The following is an 18,899-nucleotide window of genomic DNA, read 5'->3' on the forward strand; positions in this document are numbered from 1 at the left end:
TCAAAGAATCAATTCGTGGCGAGCTGCCAGGAATTGTCCATTTTTACTCTTCGAATGTCCTACCCTCCCCCCACCTAGATCAGGGGTTAGAACTCCATTTCTGGGTCTATGCCGGACTTTTCCATGGGTCGCATGGCCTGTAGCGGTTGCTGATCGGTACGTCTGGCCAGCTTCCACTTATCGCGACCGTTGACCCTCTTCGGAGGGCCGAACAGCTCCCGGAGGACACCACCAGCCTCTTTTGCCTGAGGGTTGCTGGGATTGGTGATGCCCATAGCGATGAGCAGTTCGGTCGGCGTCATGTAGGTACCGATCTTACCACCGCTGGCCTCGATGTTGAGGAAGTCCTTGATGCGTTCGGCAATGGCGCTGACCGCCCGATGCTTCAGGTTGTATGCGGCTAGCGCCTGATCCTCTGCCTGCGTCAGCCACCACTGCTCGCCACGTTGCATGTCCAGCCTCAATTGGGCGAAGACCTGCTGCATATCGACGGTGTGGTTGAAGTCCAGGCTCTCAACCGCAAGGGTCCAGAACCTGCTGTTTCCGGTAGGATCGACCAGGAAGGCGTTGTCGTTGACGGTCGCCGCAAAGACGGTCCGCCGATCATACTCCACCTCTGTCTTGCCGTAAGGCAGCCGGAATTTGTCACAATCATTGGTGATCACGCCCTTGAGCCGGGCGATATCCTTCCTGAATGCGCCGTCGAGTTCCCCGATTTCCACAATCCAGTGACTGATGGCGAGCTTGATGGAATCCCGGCTGGCTCCGTCCATGTGGTGGTCACGTTTCACAACGTCTTCAGCCAGCTTTTGATCGCTGACCAGCCGACCGATCCACGTTGTTTTACCGATGCCTTGCGGTCCCTGAAGCGTAAGCACTCCCCGCGAGGAGAAGCGCCTGCCTTCCAGAACCGCCGCTGCCGTCGCACTAAGCAGCCAACGGTAGACTAGCGATTTGCCCAGAGCGACCGGGTAGTCCTCTGCCAAGGTGATGGTCTGGAACAGCTCATCGAGACGGTCAATTCCGTCCCATGGCCTGCTTTCGATCCACTCCTTGACGGGATTTAGCGGACGCTCCATGGCGATCTGATCGATGAAGGCGTCAAGGTATTGCGATTGCAAACCGTGCTGGGCCGCGAGGCTGACGATTTCCAGATGGCTTACCGCAGCTCCGTTTCGCAGAGCCACAACACGCTTCTTGATGACGTCAAACCCTACGGTTAGGTTGCTGTGATCGAGCAGATATCGGATATTCTCAAGCGTCACCCTGAGTTTACCCTGCTTGCCCCGGTGCGGGAACCTGGAGGGATCGAGGGTTGGGCTGCTGCCGCCCCCAACCCCCACCTGAATGTTCTTGGCGTCAAGCATCGCTGCCCTCCACTAGAACGAAGTGACCGCCATCAAGGCGATTCCACAGGTGCTTTCGTGATCCGGTTTGACAGTGCCTTCTGAGCTGCCTCGCTACACGGACAGCCGTTAAGGGGCCGCCATGTCGGTCAGCGAACTCCAACAGAGCCTTGCCGGTATCCATTCCATGTCTGATCTTGGCTTCGACCAGGTACGCAAGCTCGTCATCCGAGAGGAATCGCAGCTTGAACCCGATGTCATCGATGGCATCAAGGATTGCGTCCACGATGCCGGTATTTTCCGTGACGTAGTTTGTCATCTCGTTATTTTTCCAAAGGTGTTAAGCCCCGGAATCAGGGTCAATTCATTGGGGCCTAACGATGTCAAAGAAGCGAAGGGTCATTGCTGTCACCTTCGTTGCTCATGCCGCCGGAGCCGCATTTGCGCGCCAAGAATCGTTGATTTGACGCCCTCTATCAAATTGATTTTGTTGAGCTTCTGTCGATTCTGAGCGGAACTGGAATTCTCCTATCGGAAGGTACATTGACAGGAAGAGCCCGGAGTGGAATGTGCCCGCATGGCCTCCCCTTCGCTTAAATGGCTGCGTTCATTTGTTGCAGTTGCGCAACAGGGTGAGCGTCGAGCTGCCGAATCACTTAGGGTAAGACCCTCAACGGTAAACAAGCACATCAATGGCCTAAGTGAATGGCTGCAAGGTCCACCGCTCTTTGAAGGCAGACCCCAGCGCCTCACCAAGAAGGGCCAAGCGTTCTTGCCCGTAGCGCAAGCTGCCATCCCTTTGCTGGAACAGGCGTTGGAGATGCTGGTAGAGCAGCGCGAGAGTGCCGATGGAGCAGTCCCTATCTCGGAAGTCCCGAAGATTTCGCCTTTGGACGTTAAGGTGGAGTAACGCCCTCTCTGTTCGGCATGGCAGCCACGATGCAGATGGCGAGTATCAGCAAGGCCCCCGGCAGCGGGTAACGCGATACCATGCCGAGGACGACAACTGCCGTCAGCATGCCGATCGTCTCCCAAGGGCGAGTAATGAGGCCGATCACGAGTGAACCTATGATCCAGTAGGTCAGGACGGTGAGAGCCGCTTGGAAAGCCGCGAGAATGAGGCAAGCTCCGAGCAGGTAGCCGATTATTTTCATGGGGTTGCCTTTTCTGGACATGAAAAAACCTCCGATGCCGCAAGGCACGAAGGCAAAGAAACGGCGGCGCCGAGGCCACCATCTGTATCTGTTATGACCCAAGGCCGTTGGCGGTTAGTGGTCTGCCGTTGCCTCCGCGAAGGCCGCTTCGGTTGCAGCCATCAGCCTTGCATCGGTGGCGCTGTCGATGGGCACGAAGAGGACAAGCCCAAATCCATCGTCGGACAGGATGAACGCCAGTTCGAACCAGTCGGTATGCCGCTGGATGATCTCAGGCGGGTTTATGAAGGTGCCGGTGCTGTCGATCAGGGACCGGCCAAGGTGCTCCTCGATCTCTTCCGAGGTATCTCCGGGCATGACGATGGCGAACATGGCAAGGTCGGTCAGATCGAAGTCGGCATATTCTGCAAGGCGTTCGCGGTGGGCTTCCAGTAAGGCGTGGACCTCATTGCCTTCGAGCACTGCCGAGACGTCCGACAAGGCCGCGTAGGTACGAATTACGATCATGGGTTTTGTCCATAAAAAAGGCCCCCGATGATCGGGAGCCTTGGTGAGCTTGGTTATGCTGTTGCTGGTCAGAGCATCAGGGTTAAGAGGGTGAAAGCCCTTGCAAAAAGGGCTAGGCCGGTGGCACCGAAATAGAGCAGCAGCCCGCCAGCGATGAGTTGACCGATCATGCTGTCAACGGTTGTAGGGATCGGGGCCATACTGGTTCTCGCCATGCGTCCCGTCGATCAGCATGAAGAGCAGCACGATGAACGGGCCGAAATAGGGCACGAGGTTCAGCAGGGCGAACCAGCCAGACTTATCCTGATCGTGGAACCGTCGAACCTGCAACGCGAGTTGCGGAATGAGGAAGATGAGCGAGGCAAGGAAGGCAACAAGTGCGGTGCCGACATTGGCTGTGCCATCTTCCCCAAAAAGCGAGGTCCATAGGATTGCAGAGAGCACGATGGTTACGATCTGGAACATCCAGAACTCCCGACGACCCGATCGACCACTGAATACGGCATAGCGCCTCAGGGGCAGCACGAACCATGCGGCATGATCGTTGACCGCTGGCATTTCGGGATGCTCGTAATTTTCAGGCGTGAAGACCGTAGGCGCTGCAACCCTTGGTTTCGGCTTCGGCTTACCCTGCAGGATGTTTTGCTTGGCCTTCTCGAAGTCGGCTTCGGAAATGATACCGTCCTGCTTCATTTGGTGGAGTTTCTCGATGCTCCGCAGAGCTTCTTCGTCAATCATGTGGCTGTCCCCTAATGTCGTGAAATGACGATCGCGCCGATGCAATTATCGGAACGCCGCCATGATGCTAGTAAAAATGAGATTCATAGTCCGTGGTCGGATCGTCATCATTCGGGCTGATGCTCGTGGATGGACGTCCGGCATAGATTAGCGACCAACATGAAGCGTTTGCGCAAAGAGCGTGGCTGGTCGCAGGAGGCTTTGGCTGACGAGGCTGGCCTTGACCGAACCTACATCAGCGGCATTGAGCGTCAGGTGAAGAACCCGACCGTCACCGTCATCGAGCGCGTTGCTCTGGCTTTGCAATGTCGGTTGGGCGATTTGCTGGACTGATAGGAAATTCTGATATTTCAGAGTCTTATCTTATAAGTTACCCAAAGGTGCGCAAAGTTCGATCACCGATGTCCTGTTAATTCTGGTTGAAATTTTCAGATGCACGGGTAACGCGACTTAAACACTCTCACGCCTACCTAGCTCTCGTCGCTCAAGGACTAATTCGTTAGATAGGTTCTGGGAGGAAGTGCCAGGGGGACTACTACGTGAACAAACCACCATTCTGGCTGGCTTGCACTGTCGCAGCAGCGAATATTCTTGCAGTTCTGGACATGCCTTACGGCTACTACCAGTTCCTCCGACTGATCGTGACCGGCTACGCTGCCTACGTTTCCTACGTGTATTTCAGGCGAGGTCCGAGCCAATGGGGCTGGGCATTCGGCACAGTAGCATTGCTTTACAACCCGATGTTCGTGATCACGATGTCGAAAGAGTTTCACACCGTGGTGAACCTCGCTGTCGCAGGATTGGTGCTGTTCGAGTTCTATCGGCTTCGGGGAGGCGCGGGGCCAACGGTTATTGAGCCAGACGTGGTGCAGGAATCTTCGCCGCTTGCCGATGCGGCAAATCCAACGCCAGCGTCCGGTGGGTTCCTCCGCGTTGTGTCTCCGCCGTTGCTCGCCCTCGTAGTCGGAACTGCGGTCATTGCCGTGGTGTCTTACGTCAAGTCGCAGCCAAGCACGCAAGATACAGGGTTCACTCAGCCCGAAATCAGTCCGACCGAATTTTCGGGTTCAGATGATGCCCTTGCGCCTCTTGCTGAGTTTCCGGCCATGAGTTCGCCGGTAGGGAAGCCTGAATCAAGTGAACCTGTTTCGACCTTGGGGGAATTTACAGATAAGGTCGATGGTGCTGTGCATGAGTTCAGCAGGATATATAAGACCGAGGGCCTGAGCGGCGCGCAAAACTACAGCCGCAACTGCCAAGCCGCCGCAAAACAAAGTTATGACATTCTGGAAACTGATTTCTGCACTGCATTCGACATGGCTGCGGTTCTCGTCGATCACAGCGTGGCGACAGACCTTGGGATGCCGCAAGACGAATATTTCAAAGGCAGGGCGCTCGCACTGGACGGAGATTACGCCCGCTTCAACCAAGCGTCGCAGAACCGTACAGAAATAATATGGCAAGAGGTCAAATCGGTTTTGGCACCTTCCATGCAACAATCAGGGGGATGACGGGCGCATGGTGGTCATCCGGACTTTCACACCGGGAGCAGCCGCTGGGCTTGGCGATTTCCAATGCAGGAGCCTCGGAGAGCGCCGACAGGGCATCATCCTGTATCGTGGCCTGCCTGGACGACACAGGCTCTCTATGCCTTCAATGATTTGCGGGCTTTGGGCTTGACCGCTGCAGGCTTCCAACCGTTAAGCAGGGTTGAGCAGGACAGGGGGCGTTGCGATGGCCGAAGTGGGGTGGGAAGGCGACGTTCAGCCGAGCGAGCGCTTCACTATCGACGCTGCAACAGCCAGATAGTAGAGAACTAGTGTCACTGCACTAATGAAAAAATGCGGGAGAAAATATAGAATGCCTCCCGAATCCTCCGTTCTTCGCATCAGCAAAAACCATAGCGCCATCATGGCAAGCTCGGCAGCCAGTAGCAGCGGGGCGTACAGCAGGTGCTTCCACCTCTTGCCCGGCAGGTCCGCATAGCTCCAGAACTGAATGGCGATGATCGGGGGGAGGACGGTGCCGCCAAGCCACGTCAGGACCCAAAGCCAGCTCAGGGTACGGGAAAGAAGGGTTGCCCAGTCCATCCTGACATGGATTGCACAGCCGACGGGCATCGGCAACGGGGCACAGCAAGCGTCCGCTACGCGTTCGATCATTGACGTGACATATCGTGGATTGAGACGTTCGCAATGCCGATGAACCGGCGCACTGGGTGAAATGGGTGGGAAGAGGAATTTCTGCATTGCGGTGTCAGATACTTGATATCAGGCGGCACGGTCGTTTAGCGTATCTATATGTCCCGAGCCAAAATTTTCGTATTGTTCGTCATTACCTTAAGCTTTGGGGGAGCGGCCATTGTCGCAACTTCTGACCTCGTGGATGAGCACGAGCAGAAATGCAGGGAGAACGTTAAAGTCGTCGTACACGACGAACCTCTCTGGCAGCAGTTCCGGTCGGAAGCACAGGCTGCTTATCGCAAGGAAGCAGCAGAAAATCCACCCATGACAGGCCGAACGTACTTCGATTCCGTAGGAGAATTCAAAACTTACTTCGGAAATAAGAGAACACACTTCCGCACATCTGCTAAAAATCAAATCGTTCGCGACGACATATTTATCATAAAAGGCGACAGGACAGTCGCTCAATTCGTTGACTTCATATATTCGTATGGAGGTTCATTGGACGGCCCTACCTCTTTCAACTGCCTACATTTTTATAAGGGGATGAATTTATCCCAACCATAACCCGCCTTATTCACCAAAAGTGTCCTGAAGGGTTGGCGGGAGTGGCGTAAGCCTCTGATCTGAATTAGGAACTGGGTGTCTAAGCCGAACCTGCCGCAGGGCAGAAAATGCCACGGGCCACACCCGCCATGAACGATGATATCGCAAGCTCATTTGGATTCCCAGCAGTCGGCCGCAAGAAAATCACAGCTGCGTTCGACGGTGGCCGGCTTACCTCGGATGGCGGTGTTCTACTGCTTGCACAGGCCGAGCGCGCGATGGGGATTTGCCAGCGCCTGGCGGCTTGTATTGCCGATCCGCGCGATCCAGCGCGGGTGATCCATCGCCTGGATGACATTCTGCGTGCCCGTGTGTTCGCGATTGCGTGCGGCTATGAGGATGCCGATGATCTCGATGCTCTGCGCGACGATCCAGGCTTCCGCCTGGCGCTCGGCAAGCTGCCGGAATCGGGCGCGGGGCTGGCCAGCCAACCGACGATGAGCCGGTGGGAAAATGCACCGACTACGCGCGAACTGGCCAGCATGATGGCCGCGATGATCGACATCTACTGCGCCAGCTATCCCGCCCCTCCGACAGCGGTCACGCTGGATATCGACGACACGTGCGACGTCGTGCATGGCTATCAACAGCTCTCGTTCTGGAACGGGCATCATGGGGAGCGCTGCTTCCTACCGATCCATATCTACGACACCGCGACCGGCAGGCCGGTGGCCATGCTGCTGCGCACAGGCAAGACGCCTTCTGGAAAGGAGGCGGCGGGGCACATCCGACGCCTGGTGCGTCACCTGCGCCGTAATTGGCCCGATACCCACATCACTATCCGCGGCGACGGGCACTATGGTCGACCCGAGGTCATGGCCTACTGCGATGCGGCCCGCGTCGATTACGTGTTCGGCCTGCCCACCAATTCAGCGCTGCGCGCCGATCCCGCCATTGTTGCGGTCGCCGATGCCTGCGCGGTCAAGCGCGCCCAGCGTCAGTGTCCCGTCCTGCGCAACTATGCCGAGACCCGCTATGGGGCAAAGACCTGGAAGTGCCAGCGTCGCGTCGTTGCACGGATCGAGGCCAGCACGCTGGGCATGGACATCCGCTATGTCGTCACCTCGTTGGCAACAGGATCGGCCGAGCACATCTACGACACGCTCTACTGCGCGCGTGGTCAGGCCGAGAACCTGATCAAGCGCCACAAGTCCCAGCTCGCCAGCGACCGAACCTCGTGCCGCTCGGCCAATGCCAATCAGATGCGCCTGATACTGCACACTGCCGCATACTGGCTGCTATGGCGCATCCAGCAGGCGATGCCCAGGACCGCTGCTCTGGCAAGCGCGGAGTTTACCACCTTGCGCCTGCGGCTGCTCAAGGTCGCTGCGCGCGTCGTAGAAAGTGCTAGCCGCATCCGCATTGCCTTCGCTTCCGCCTGTCCGGATGCCGACCTGTTCCGCGCCCTCGTTCTCCGGCTGAAGCCTGCGCCGACGTAGCCCATGCGGCAGCGCCGCAGAACTCCGAGCCCAGCCCTTCAACCCGAAAAGCCCATCAATCCGAATGCGGTGAAACAAACGCCAGCGATGCCGGTCGTCCGCGCAATACAGCCAGCCGCAGCAAATGCCCAGAGCGGGCCCGAAACCGAGCGTCGTGAATAAGAGAGGATAACTTGCAGAGCACTAGAACGTCCGCTCTGGGGAAGCCGAAGTATCTGAATGAGCGTCGGCCATGGGGCGGAACCGGAAATTCCCCCAACGGCGATCGCAACGTTCATGCAGGATGGTAGCGTGAGCCCATCCAGAGGAAGAGCCTCTTTCGATCAATCTCAACCGCGTTCTGACTGGGTACAGCATCCGAATCGGCCCAAAGGCTACCCAGATTGAACCCAAGCTCTACCCAAGGGCAAAGCCGCTTTGGCTGGGAAACCGCCGATGTCTTTGTGAAAGTACCTTTAGGAAGGTGGTGCCGCTTACGTGACTCGAACACGTGACCCCATCATTACGAATGATGTGCTCTACCAACTGAGCTAAAGCGGCATATCTGATACGCACCGGTGAGCCGGGCGATCGACAGGGGGCGCCTTTACCGAGCGCGCAGAGATCGCGCAAGGGGCTTTGCACTCACGGGCGATGAACTTTTTGCGATTTTTGTCGGTCACAGGCCAAAGCGGAGTTTGATGGCGCGATACCGCTCCAGCAGCAGGGCGGCGCGCTCGTCCGGAGTGACTTTCGCGGTCACCTCGGGCAAGTGGTCGGGCAGATCGACAGCCTTCACCAGGTGCGTGCGGAAAATCACGCCCGCCTGGCTCATCAGGTTACGGTAGGTCAGGTTGCCGTCGGAGAAGCCCTGCGTATCCAGCCAATTGTAGAGGCCGGGGTCCTGGTGGGCGAGAATCAGGCGGACTACGCCGTCTTCATCCACTTTCGTACGGGCGGGGGTGAAGCTGACCTGGCGATAGAGATAATCCATCGAACCCATCATCGCCCCGCCCATGCCGAACAGCCAGAAACCGGAATGCCCGTCCATCTCGACGATCAGCGCCTCGTCCGGTTCGAGGTGCCAGACCATGTGTGCGGCCATACGCCCGCGTTTGGCGTCGCTGGCGTCGTTGGCGACTTTGTCCGCCGGGAACATGTTGAGGCAGGCCGGATCGCAGACCCCGCGCGAGGTAAGCCACGCGTGCTCGGGCCAGTCGCGCATCAGGCCGGTGACAAAATCGCCCGCCCAGTCCGTCGCCTCGATCATCCGGGCAGGCGTCGGAAGGGGGCGCACCATCGTCATGCCGAGCCGCTCGATGGTGAACGTGGTCGGTGTCTCGTCCCAGGCGTCGAAGGCTTCACGGATGAACAGCTTGCGCGTGCCCGGTGTGGTGGGGAGCCAGTTCTTCTCCCGCGGCGCCCCGCCGACGATCACTTCGAAGCCGCCGTCGGCATCGGCTTCGATCTGATGGCCGAACAGATTGGCCTCGGGAATGTCCCCGAAGGGTTCGTGAAGGCTGGGCCACGGGGTCCCGGGGATCCTGTCCGGACGCGGGCCTTGCACCGTCACGTTGAGCCAGCGGGCGGTGCCCCGCTTGCCGCTGAGACGGTAGACGTGATCGCCGCAAATCCATGCCTGCCGGTAAGTAAAGTCGGCCAGATCGCCGCCCAGCTTCATGGTCGGCGTGGTGAACCGGTGGATCTGGGGAAAAGCCGGATCGCGCGTTTCGAGGGCAAGGTCGAAGGCTTGCCCCAGGTTTTGCGTCAGGAACCGGAAGGCATCGGCCCGCTGGAGCGGGTTGGCCGGATTGGCGTCCTTGAAGGCGGACATGCCCGCCTGCCGCAACCGGTTGCAGAAGCTGTCCCACGCGGCCTGGAGAGCGGCATCGTCGGGTCCGTCGCCATAGGCCATGCGTCAGGCTCCCAGCCTGGTGAGGAGATCGGAAAGGGTGTGGGCGGCGCGGGTGCAGGCGGCTGGCGCGCCCTCGGCCTCGATGCGCGGGCCGAGCAGTTCGAGATCGAGCAGGCCGGTATAGCCCAGGTCCAGCACGCCGCGCAGGATCGTCTCCAGCGGCACGGCGCCGTCGCCGGGAACCGCGCGGCAGGGCGTGCCGCGGTCGCCGGGGATATGGTCGCTCACCTGTATGAGGCCGGCAAGAGGGAGGGCCTCGGCCAGCTTTGCATCGAGGTCCGCTTCCATCCAGCAGGCGTGGAGATCGATGCAGAGGCCTATCTGCGCGCGCCGTGCCAGTCGCAGCGTATCGGGCAGGCTGTGGGCGATGTGGATGTCCACCAGGAGCGGCGAGGCGTTCTCTACCAGCAAGGCGATACCCTGCCTCGCGGCATGTTCGCGGCACGGAGCGAGGAGGCCCTCAAAGCGGGTTGCCGCCTGCTCCCACGACAGCGCACCGCGTCCGCCGGTGATGAGGTAGATGGACGGCGCGCCGAGCACGGCGGCCATGTCGATCACGCGGAGCAGGCCCTGCGCGGCAGTGCCGCTGTCGCGCTCAAGGTCGGGATGGAGAGCAAAGGGGTGGTTGATGCAGCCGATCCGGACAGCTCCATGCTGCACCGCCTCGCGTGCAGCATGGAACGCGTTTTCCTGCAGCAGGAGCGGGGACACGAGAGTGGCATGCCGAACCCCCAGCGCGCCGCAGAATTCGAGAAAGGCCCCGGTCTCCCGCTCCATCATGGCCACCTGGTGAAGGCTGACGCGCGGGTGCATCAGCGCTGTTCGATCTCGACGCCGTAACGCGCGCGAAACGGCGCGAATTCCGCGTTGAGCGCATCGATGTCGTAGCCGGCATCGACCAGCACCTGGGCCGAGTAATGGAACGTGCCGTGGCGGTCGCCCTTGTTCTCGGCGAGGTAACGCCGCATCGCCGCCTCGGCCGCGGGCGTGAAGGGGCGCCCGGCGAAAGCGTAGTAATCGCGAATCACGCCGATCGGATCGGCCACGAAGTCGCGGTAGCGAACGTGGTGGATGCGCGGGTCGTTCGCCAGCGGATGGGCCATGGTCTGGCCGATCGACCAGCGCACGCGTTCGAGATGGGCGCGGGCTTCCTTCACCAGATCGATCCTGCCGACAATGCCGTCCATGATGTCCGCCATCATCATCGTCGAACTGGCCGCAACCATCACCGGATCGCGGTGCAGCCACACCAGCGAGGCATCGGGATAGGTATCGAAGAAGGCTCCCAGCCGCGTGGTGTGGAAGCCCTTCAGCACCCAGTGGCGGGTGGGGCGCCGGTATTGCAACGCCTGCAGCATGGCCTTGTGGATGCGGTACTGCGCGGGCGGATCGGTGGGCAGGCCGAAGGAGAGGGTCTGCATCGGCACGCGCCACCATGCCGTGGGTGTCATCACCCGGAAGTCGAAAGCCCAGGTGCGTTCGTCCTCCGGCAGACCGTTGCCGAGCATGTCGTTGTAGGGGTGGCAATGCAGCCAGCGCGGCATTTTCGCGTTGATCTCGCGCCATTCGGCATCGGCGGCGGCGATGCGGGGATCAGGGGTTTCCACCGTCCCCGGCGGCGGCGAGGGATGCATGACCTCCCAGAACCGCAGCGCCCGCGCTCCGGGATCGGCCGCGAGCAGCGCATGCATCAGCGTCGTGCCCGAGCGGGGTTCGCCGCTGACAAACATCGGGCGCTCGATCGCTTCATCGGCCAGCGCGAAGCGCTTGCGATCCTCGAAGAAGCGCAGGCGATCGGTCAGCAGCCAGAGCACGTTCTCCGCCGCCGCCGCGCGGCCTGCCGCGTCCATGGCGACGGTGTTGATGTGCGCCGCCGCGAGGGCGAAGCGGTCCGGGAAACCGTCATCCGCCCAGTCGGAAAGGCCGGTGATTTGCTGCGCTTGTGCCAGCAATTGCTGCGCGTCGAGACCGGCCATGTCAGCCCTCCACCAGACGGGCGATTTCGTCCTCGGTCGCGCGGACCTTGGCGGCGCTGCTGGCGGAGAACTTCATGCCGCCCATCGCCCCGTATTCCATCAGCTTGTAGACACGCATCCCGGCGTCGGCGAAGCCCTTGAGCTTGCGCGCGACCTCCTTCGGCGTGCCCACGGGCAGCACGTCGCGGATCGCCTGCGGGTCCATCTCGTCGCAGAATTTCAGCATCCTCTCGCGGCTGAGGCGCACCGGATCGAAGTCCATGATGCCGCGCCAGTCCGGGCCCATCGGATGCTCGTAACCGAACTGGGCGAGGTCCCTGGCGGTCATCATCAGGATGATCGACTTCACCATCGGCGCGCGCAGCATTTCGTCGATCTCGTCGGGCTCGCCGATCAGGCACATCTGGGTAAGTGCGGGAGTGAAGTGGCTCATGTCGCGCCCGGCGGCGTCGCCCGCATCGAGGATGACCTTGAGTTTTGCCGCATAGTCTTCCGCGGTCCACGAACCCGCCGGCCACCAGCCATCCGCCTCGCGCCCGGTGATGGCGAGCATGCGCGGGCCCGCCGCGCCCAGCCAGATCGGCGGCGGCTTGCCCTCGTGGAACTCGGTGTCCATGCGCGCGTGATGCAGGTGGAAGAACTGTCCTTCGAAATCGACCGGGCCTTCCGCATGCCACAGCAGCTTGATGACCTTGATGGCCTCTTCCAGCCGCCCCACCGGCTTGTCGAAATCGAAGCCGTAAGGAACCGTGTTTTCCAGTTCCCCCGAGCCGAGACCGAGAATGAAGCGGCCTTTCGACAGGTGGCTGATGGTCAGCGCCGTCTGCGCCAGCAGCGAGGGATGGCGGCGCACGGTATCGACCACGGTGGTCGCCAGCGGGGTGTTTTTCGTCAGCACCGCCGTCGCCGCCGCCACCGCCAGTCCGTCGAGATGGCGGTGCGGGCTGGGCGATGCCTTGGCGAGATCGGTGAACTCCGGCGTCCAGATCGAATCGGGCCAGAAGCTGATCATGTGATCGGGCAGCCAGATCGAGTGATAGCGCCCCGAATCGTAGTCCTGCGCCATGTCGATGCCGAGCGGCAGGGTGGTGCGCAGGAAGGCGGCGGGCTGCACTGTGCCGGCCTTGGGTCGTAAACTCATAGACGGCACCATCGAGGTTTGCGGCCTGGTCATCGCGTGTTCCTCTCCGTGCGGCATCCGGGCGCCGCTGGCCCGTACCGCCGGGGTGATGGTTCGCTGCGGTGCATTTTTCCCGCCGTGCTTGTGGGCTAGCCCTCGGCTCCGGAAAATTCCCATTTGGGGATCACGACGATGCTGCAGGACAAGGATGCCGCGCAACTGTTGCCGCCGCTGATCGCGGGGCTGGTCGAGCAGCCGCCCTGGCAGGGGTTCCTCGAGGCGCTGCGCGCGCGGTTGGGGGCCGATTATGCCAGCCTGGTGTTCCGGCCCCTGCCGCTCGGAACGCCCGAGGCGCGGGTGATCCACCTCTATGCCGGAGCCCCCTCGCCGCCGGAGGTATCGCGCCACTACCGCGAGAACTTCTACTTGCGCGACCCGGTTCCCTACCACGCGATGGCCGAAGGACGCAGCCATGCGCTTGCCGACCTGCTGGCCGCCCCCGTGACCGCGCCGCACGGAGCCAGCTACTTTCGCGAACTGCTGGCGCCTTCGGGCATGAACCACTTGCGGATGATCCGCTGCGCCGAACCGGGCGGGGTCAGCGGCTGGATCACCGTGACCCGGCGCGAGGCGGACTTTGCCGCCGGAGCCGATCGCCTGCTGGAGGATCTCGCCCCGCACTTGCGCGCCGCGCTGGCCGCGCTGGTTGCGCTCGAGCGCGAGCGACTGACCGCCGACATCACGCGCGAAGCAGTGCGGCGCATGAACTTCGGCTGGCTGACGCTCGATGCGGCAGGCCGTGTCTGCGACGGCGATGCGATCGGCGCCGACCTGCTGGCGGCGGCAGGGCTATCCGTACAAGGCCGCGATGGCCGCCTCACCGCGCGCGACCCGCAATTGCGCCGTCAGCTCCACGCGGCGATCCGCGAACTGGCCGAGCAGCCGCAGGCCCGCCCGCGCGCGCTGGTCATCCACCGCGACCCCTGGCTCGACCTGCTGCTGGTGCCTTCGGGCGGGCGGATGGGCGCGACGCGGGCGACCCCGGCGGTGCTCTGTTACCTTCATGCCGATCACTGGTCGTCGGCGGACCGCTGCGAACAACTGGCCCAGCTCTTCGATCTCACCCGCAGCGAGGCCCGTCTCGCCCTCGCCCTCAGCCGCGGCGCGACGATCGCCGAGGCGGCCCCGGACATCGGCCTCACCGTCGAATCGGCGCGGACCTATTCGAAACGGATCTATGCAAAGACCGGCGCGCGCGGCGCGGCCGATCTCGTGCGGTTCATCCACCGCAGCGTGCTGGCGATGGCCTGATCGGGCCGATTGCGCATGACCAGGCGGCGTGAGGCCGCGAGACGGGAAGAGGGGATGGGCAGCCGCCCTCCCCTCAGGATGGACGCGGCGGTGGGAGAACAGGCCGCTGCCTGCTCAGGCCGCGCGCTGCAAGCCCGATTGATGGTCCAGCGCCAGGGCGCGAACGGCCGCCGGGCGGCTGCGGCAGCGCTCGATATAGGCATCCAGCGCATCATCCGCCGGGAAGGCACGGCGGCCGAAGCCCAGGGCGCTGCTGATCAGCAGGTCCGCCGCCGTGAAATCGTGCCCCATCACGTAAGGCCCCTGCGCCAGCACGCCGCGCAGCCTTGCCACCACCGCGTCATGATCGCGCTGCTGCCGGGGCGATCCTGCCAGGGTGCCGGACAGTCCCGCGAACAGCGCCTGCTCCAGTTCGGTCGCATACCAGCCGATCCAGCCGAGATAGGCCCCGCGGCGCGCATCGCCCGGTGCCGGGGCCAATCCCGCCAGCGGGAAGGCATCGGCCAGATAGAGAACGATCGCGACCGATTCCGGGATCAGCGCCTCGCCATGAAGGAGGACGGGCACGCGTTTGTCGGGATGCGGGTTCGCCGGATCGGGCTGGCCCTCGCCGGTCATCGGACGGAAGATCGAGACCGGCCGGATCTCGTAGGAAACCCCCAGTTCCTCCAGCAGCCAGATGATACGGGACGAGCGTGATTGCGGGGCGTGGAACAGGGTGATCATGGGACATCTCCTCGGTGGACATTTGCCCCGCAGGCCTTCGCCGCGAAGCATCGCCCTTGTACCGAGCCCCTGCTGACAGCATTCTGTCAGCAGGAGACCAGACCATGCGCCGGGCAGACAGATTGTTCCAGTTGATCCAGATCTTGCGCCGCTCGTCCCGCCCGGTGACGGCGGCCGAAATGGCACGGGAACTGGAAGTGTCCCCGCGCACCGTCTATCGCGACGTGGCCGACCTGATCGCGCAGCGGGTGCCCGTGCAGGGCGAGGCGGGCCTGGGCTACATCCTCGACGATTCCTTCGACATGCCGCCCCTGATGCTGACGCCGGACGAGATCGAGGCCGCGGTGCTCGGCGCGCAATGGGTCGCGGGACGCGGCGATCCGGTGCTGGCCAACGCGGCGCGCGACCTGATCGCCAAGATCACGCGTGTCGTGCCCGAACGGCTCCGGCCGATCATCGCCCATCCCGCCACCGGGACCCGGCCCGCCGCCGCACCGGCAGCCGCCCCCGCCGCCGATCGCATCGACCTGGCCCGCACGCGGGTCTGGATCAGGGATGGCCGCAAGATCGAGATCGCCTATCTCGACCAGCACGGGGACCGCACGGTGCGGACGGTCTGGCCGATCATCCTCGGTTTTCTCGAGGATACCCGCATGCTCGCGGCATGGTGCGAGCTGCGGCAGGACTTCCGCCATTTCCGCACCGACCGGATCCTGGCGGCCACGTTCGTCGAGGAGCGCTACGACCTGCGCCCCGCCGCGCTCCGCCAGCGCTGGCGGCGGGACATGGAAAAACGCCGTGCCCGCGAGAGTGCCGCGTGACCGCCCCCGCCAGAGCGACCCGCTATTGCCCGACCGCCGGCAGCGGCCCGGTACCGTTGAACTTGCCCGCCTGGTAATCGCGGATGGCCTCGCCGATTTCCTCGCGGGTGTTCATCACGAAGGGCCCGTGGGCAACCACCGGCTCGCCGATCGGATCGGCATGGCCGAACAGCAGCACCGCATCCTCCCCGGCGTCCTGCGGGACCGCCAGCGCGACATGGTCGCCGTCCGCCGCCATGGTGGCCAGATGCCACGCCGCCACGTCCGCGCCGCCGACTGTGGGGTGTCCGGACACGACATAGAGAAACACGCTGCGTCCTTGCGGGGCAGGCAGGTCGATCCGCGCGCCGGCCGAGAGCCGCAGGGTCGACATGAACACCCCGGTCAGCGACGGGATCGGCCCGGTCACACCCGCAAACGTGCCGGCGATGAGGTTCAGCGTGCCCTGTCCGTCCGCCACCGGGATCGCGGGAATGGCATCGGCCTGGACACCGGTGTAGCGCGGCGCCGTCATCTTGAGAGCAGCGGGCAGATTGACCCAGAGCTGGAGGATTTCCAGCCCCCCGCCCGCCTGCTTGAACGCGGGCGGCGAGACTTCGGCATGGATCAGGCCGGAGCCTGCGGTCATCCACTGCACGCCGCCCGCCTCGATCACGCTCTCGTGGCCGCCGCTGTCGTAATGGGCAAGGTTTCCCTCGAGAATGAACGTCACCGTCTCGAAACCGCGATGGGGATGCGGGCCGAACGGCAGGCCGTTGTTGCCCGGCGGATAGGTCTGCGGGCCGTGGTGGTTGAGGAACAGGAAGGGATCGACCTGATCGAGTCCCGGCCCCGGCACCGGCCTGCGGGTAACGAGGTCGGCGATATCGTCGCGCAAAGCGGGGTGGATCCCGGCGAGGGAGCGGCTGGTCATCGAGGTTCCTTGTTGGCGGCACGGGCCGTCACCCCGCGATGTCGCCTCGCAAGGCCGGGATGGCAAGTGCGTTTTTCCGGGACCTCGGTTCAGAACAGTCCGTCGTCGAAAAGGCCGTCGTCGAAAAGCCCGTCGTCGAAGAGGCCATCATCGCAAGATCCGCCGTTGCCGGATCCAGCCCCTGGGAGGGCCGTAGCACCTGCCGGCGCGGCGAGCGGCGTCATCCCCGGAAGCAGGAAACCGTCGTGGACAAGACGTTCGTCGGCCATCGTGTAGCTGCGACCGATGGCGATGAGCAGCTCGCGGAGCGCCGCCTCCTCACCCGGCGCCGCCCCGCCATCCCCGTCACCCCAAGGCGACACGCCATCCCCGTCACCGCAAGGGGCCAGTTGCATGGCCGCATCGCCGATCGTCTCGCCGATCGCGATCGCCTCGTCGAGCAGTGCCGAAGCGCGCTCGAGCATGCCGGTCACCCCGTGCGAGCGGCGGCCGATGTCGGTCATCGCCGTCTCGGTGCGGTCGGCGCAGTCGTGGATCGCCGCCAGCGAGCGGGTCAGCCCGAGGCCGCCACCGACCTCTCCCTCGGCCTGCATGCGCATGCGCACCGAGACTTCGCCCAGCATGCCTTCGGCCCGGTCGATCTCGCGGATCACCGCATCGAACTGGTCCGACTGGCTGCGGATCTCGGCAGCTATGACATTGACCGGGCGGCCGATGACTTCGACCTTGCGGCATCGCAGGCCGATGTTGATCGCCATCTGCCGCACGTCGAGGCTGAGTTCGCGGATCGTCTTCACCCGCGCGGTGACGTCGCTGACGGTAAGCGCGATGACCTCCAGCGTGGCTTCGGCCTGCGCGTCGGCGCGCTGCAGCTGGTCGACCATGCCCGCCGCATCGGCAATGCCCTGTTCCAGCCGGTGAAGGAACACCGCGCCGTCGCCGCCCTCGCCCGCGCTTGACGCCCGCAGCGCGATCAGGCCCTCGGCATCCTTGCGCAGCGCGTGGAGCGCCAGTGCCAGCGCCGCCGCATCGCGCCGGTATTCATCCGAGGCTTCCAGCGCCAGCGCCGCGAGCAGCCGCCGGACATGCTGCCGCGCGCCCGCGCCGGGCAGCGTGCCCGCGGCCTGCGCCGCCTCCAGCAACCGGGCCCCCGTCACCACGTGTTCGAGCCGCTGGCGCGCCCGGTCGCCGACCTGGATCGCGCCCAGCGCGGCGCCGAGTTCCCCCTGGATCGAGCGCGCCAGCGTGCCGGTCGCCTGCGCCAGTCGCACCAGCCCGGCCTGATGGCCGCGCAGCGCCTCGGCATCGCCGATCAGCCGGTCGGGCACTTGCGGCAGGACCTTGCGGCACTCCGCCTCGAGCAGCGCGTCGTTGTGCAGCATGCAATCCATGCTGCTGGCAAGATCCGCCAGCCTTGCCGCAAACCCCTTGGCCTCCTCCTCGCCGATCTTGAGCTTCTCGCCCATGCGGTTGGCAAAGTCGACAAAGGCCTCGGCGCCGGAAGCGGCGATCTTGACGTTCATGCCGTAGATCTGGAGCACCCTGAGCGCGCGCTGCACTTCGCTGACGCTGCGCGCCAGGTGGCGCGAGGCCTGGCGGATCGCATCGGCCTCGCCGCCGCGCCGGGCGGCCTGGGCGGAAACGCCCGAAAGCCGCTGCGCCGCCTCGGTCAGATCGTTCACCGCGCCGGCCGCCTCGCCCTGCTCGAACATGCCGGCAACGGCCTGCAGCGCGGCAACGATCCGCTCGATGGCATCGACCGCGGCGCAAAGGCACTCGCTCGTCTCGTTGAATCGCGCATCGAGATCGCGGGCGATGCCCGCCAGCCGTCCGCCCGCCTCGACCAGCTGCGGATCCCCGGCCAGTTCACGGGCGGTCTCATCGGCCGGATCATCGGGCCGATGATCTGCCCGATCATCTGCCCGATGATCTGATGGCGCGTCCTGCGGCGCTGCCGCCAGTTCGTCGTGGGGATCGTCGGCCCAATGGTCGGCCCAATGGTCGCTCCGGTCGCCGGTTCCAGCTGCCGCTGCCTCGCCGGTGCCGCCCACGGCCGAATCACCGGGCGGATCGCAGCCTGAATCCGGGGCCGAATCCGGGTGCGAATCCGGCTCCAGCTCCGGGCCTGCCCGTTCGAACGCGGCGGCGGGCATGGCCTCCATCCC

The 18,899-nt window shown here is 63.3% G+C and carries 19 protein-coding genes and 1 tRNA gene; 6 read left to right on the forward strand and 14 right to left on the reverse strand.

The genetic code is table 11. The features are described 5' to 3' along the window. Window positions 1-86: 86 nt before the first annotated feature. Window positions 87-1,367, reverse strand: coding sequence for a VapE domain-containing protein (locus DM450_RS14765; protein WP_142636003.1), 1,281 nt, complete (start codon window positions 1,365-1,367; stop codon window positions 87-89). After that, window positions 1,360-1,665, reverse strand: coding sequence for a hypothetical protein (locus tag DM450_RS14770; RefSeq protein ID WP_142636005.1), 306 nt, complete (start codon window positions 1,663-1,665; stop codon window positions 1,360-1,362). Before DM450_RS14770 ends, DM450_RS14765 begins: the two co-directional genes overlap by 8 nt. Before the next feature lie 258 nt (window positions 1,666-1,923). On the opposite strand from DM450_RS14770, the gene DM450_RS26550 reads away from it, so the two are divergent. Beyond that, the gene (locus tag DM450_RS26550) at window positions 1,924-2,256 is read left to right on the forward strand and encodes a LysR family transcriptional regulator (protein WP_142636007.1); all 333 of its coding nucleotides are present in this window, start codon (window positions 1,924-1,926) and stop codon (window positions 2,254-2,256) included. Here DM450_RS26550 and DM450_RS14780 read toward each other — a convergent pair. The 3 genes from DM450_RS14780 to DM450_RS14790 form a co-directional block, all read right to left on the reverse strand. Further along, window positions 2,243-2,521 carry a hypothetical protein gene (locus DM450_RS14780; RefSeq protein ID WP_142636009.1) on the reverse strand — a complete coding sequence of 93 codons (279 nt, stop codon included), beginning with the start codon at window positions 2,519-2,521 and terminating at the stop codon, window positions 2,243-2,245. The genes DM450_RS26550 and DM450_RS14780 overlap by 14 nt on opposite strands. 93 nt (window positions 2,522-2,614) lie before the next feature. Continuing rightward, complete coding sequence (locus DM450_RS14785) at window positions 2,615-3,007, reverse strand: hypothetical protein (RefSeq protein ID WP_142636011.1); 393 nt, start codon at window positions 3,005-3,007, stop codon at window positions 2,615-2,617. 174 nt (window positions 3,008-3,181) lie between these two features. After that, window positions 3,182-3,745, reverse strand: coding sequence for a DUF805 domain-containing protein (locus tag DM450_RS14790; protein ID WP_260609891.1), 564 nt, complete (start codon window positions 3,743-3,745; stop codon window positions 3,182-3,184). 159 nt (window positions 3,746-3,904) lie between these two features. On the opposite strand from DM450_RS14790, the gene DM450_RS14795 reads away from it, so the two are divergent. Both DM450_RS14795 and DM450_RS14800 read left to right on the forward strand, forming a co-directional pair. Continuing rightward, window positions 3,905-4,078, forward strand: a complete 174-nt coding sequence (locus DM450_RS14795) for a helix-turn-helix domain-containing protein (protein WP_260609892.1) — start codon at window positions 3,905-3,907, stop codon at window positions 4,076-4,078. A gap of 206 nt (window positions 4,079-4,284) precedes the next feature. Continuing rightward, on the forward strand, window positions 4,285-5,256 hold the full coding sequence (locus tag DM450_RS14800) for a DUF6804 family protein (RefSeq protein ID WP_142636014.1): 972 nt from the start codon (window positions 4,285-4,287) through the stop codon (window positions 5,254-5,256). Between the two features lie 252 nt (window positions 5,257-5,508). Here the strand turns inward: DM450_RS14800 and DM450_RS14805 are convergent, their stop codons facing one another. Beyond that, complete coding sequence (locus DM450_RS14805) at window positions 5,509-5,907, reverse strand: hypothetical protein (protein WP_142636016.1); 399 nt, start codon at window positions 5,905-5,907, stop codon at window positions 5,509-5,511. A gap of 716 nt (window positions 5,908-6,623) precedes the next feature. Here DM450_RS14805 and DM450_RS14810 point away from each other — a divergent pair. Next, on the forward strand, window positions 6,624-7,973 hold the full coding sequence (locus tag DM450_RS14810; protein ID WP_013039775.1) for an IS1380-like element ISSp1 family transposase: 1,350 nt from the start codon (window positions 6,624-6,626) through the stop codon (window positions 7,971-7,973). A 464-nt stretch (window positions 7,974-8,437) separates the two neighbouring features. On the opposite strand, the gene DM450_RS14820 is transcribed toward DM450_RS14810, so the two are convergent. The 5 genes from DM450_RS14820 to DM450_RS14840 all read right to left on the reverse strand — a co-directional run bounded on the left by DM450_RS14820 (window position 8,438) and on the right by DM450_RS14840 (window position 12,984). Then, window positions 8,438-8,513 (reverse strand) — tRNA-Thr (locus DM450_RS14820). A gap of 118 nt (window positions 8,514-8,631) precedes the next feature. Next, window positions 8,632-9,867 carry a DUF1214 domain-containing protein gene (locus DM450_RS14825; RefSeq protein ID WP_142636018.1) on the reverse strand — a complete coding sequence of 412 codons (1,236 nt, stop codon included), beginning with the start codon at window positions 9,865-9,867 and terminating at the stop codon, window positions 8,632-8,634. A 3-nt stretch (window positions 9,868-9,870) separates the two neighbouring features. Next, entirely contained in the window at window positions 9,871-10,680 is an 810-nt protein-coding gene (locus DM450_RS14830) for a sugar phosphate isomerase/epimerase family protein (RefSeq protein ID WP_142636021.1), read from the reverse strand. Next, entirely contained in the window at window positions 10,680-11,843 is a 1,164-nt protein-coding gene (locus DM450_RS14835; protein ID WP_142636023.1) for a sulfotransferase, read from the reverse strand. The genes DM450_RS14830 and DM450_RS14835 overlap by 1 nt, the downstream gene beginning before the upstream one ends. Window position 11,844: 1 nt before the next feature. Beyond that, window positions 11,845-12,984: an LLM class flavin-dependent oxidoreductase gene (locus DM450_RS14840; RefSeq protein WP_142636025.1), complete on the reverse strand. Its 1,140-nt coding sequence runs from the start codon at window positions 12,982-12,984 to the stop codon at window positions 11,845-11,847. A gap of 171 nt (window positions 12,985-13,155) precedes the next feature. Between DM450_RS14840 and DM450_RS14845 the strand changes: the two genes are divergently transcribed. Further along, window positions 13,156-14,274, forward strand: a complete 1,119-nt coding sequence (locus DM450_RS14845) for a helix-turn-helix transcriptional regulator (RefSeq protein WP_142636027.1) — start codon at window positions 13,156-13,158, stop codon at window positions 14,272-14,274. Between the two features lie 114 nt (window positions 14,275-14,388). On the opposite strand, the gene DM450_RS14850 is transcribed toward DM450_RS14845, so the two are convergent. Then, window positions 14,389-15,000 carry a glutathione S-transferase family protein gene (locus DM450_RS14850; protein ID WP_142636029.1) on the reverse strand — a complete coding sequence of 204 codons (612 nt, stop codon included), beginning with the start codon at window positions 14,998-15,000 and terminating at the stop codon, window positions 14,389-14,391. A 104-nt stretch (window positions 15,001-15,104) separates the two neighbouring features. Between DM450_RS14850 and DM450_RS14855 the strand changes: the two genes are divergently transcribed. Beyond that, on the forward strand, window positions 15,105-15,821 hold the full coding sequence (locus DM450_RS14855) for a helix-turn-helix transcriptional regulator (protein ID WP_142636031.1): 717 nt from the start codon (window positions 15,105-15,107) through the stop codon (window positions 15,819-15,821). Window positions 15,822-15,843: 22 nt separating this feature from the next. Here DM450_RS14855 and DM450_RS14860 read toward each other — a convergent pair whose 3' ends face one another. Both DM450_RS14860 and DM450_RS14865 read right to left on the reverse strand, forming a co-directional pair. Further along, window positions 15,844-16,734 carry a pirin family protein gene (locus DM450_RS14860; RefSeq protein ID WP_142636033.1) on the reverse strand — a complete coding sequence of 297 codons (891 nt, stop codon included), beginning with the start codon at window positions 16,732-16,734 and terminating at the stop codon, window positions 15,844-15,846. Window positions 16,735-16,823: 89 nt separating this feature from the next. After that, window positions 16,824-18,887 carry a hypothetical protein gene (locus DM450_RS14865; protein WP_142636035.1) on the reverse strand — a complete coding sequence of 688 codons (2,064 nt, stop codon included), beginning with the start codon at window positions 18,885-18,887 and terminating at the stop codon, window positions 16,824-16,826. Window positions 18,888-18,899: the final 12 nt, after the last annotated feature.

Origin of the sequence: Sphingomonas sp. IC081, from assembly GCF_006874585.1 — a bacterium.
In the GTDB taxonomy this organism is placed as follows: Bacteria; Pseudomonadota; Alphaproteobacteria; order Sphingomonadales; family Sphingomonadaceae; genus Novosphingobium.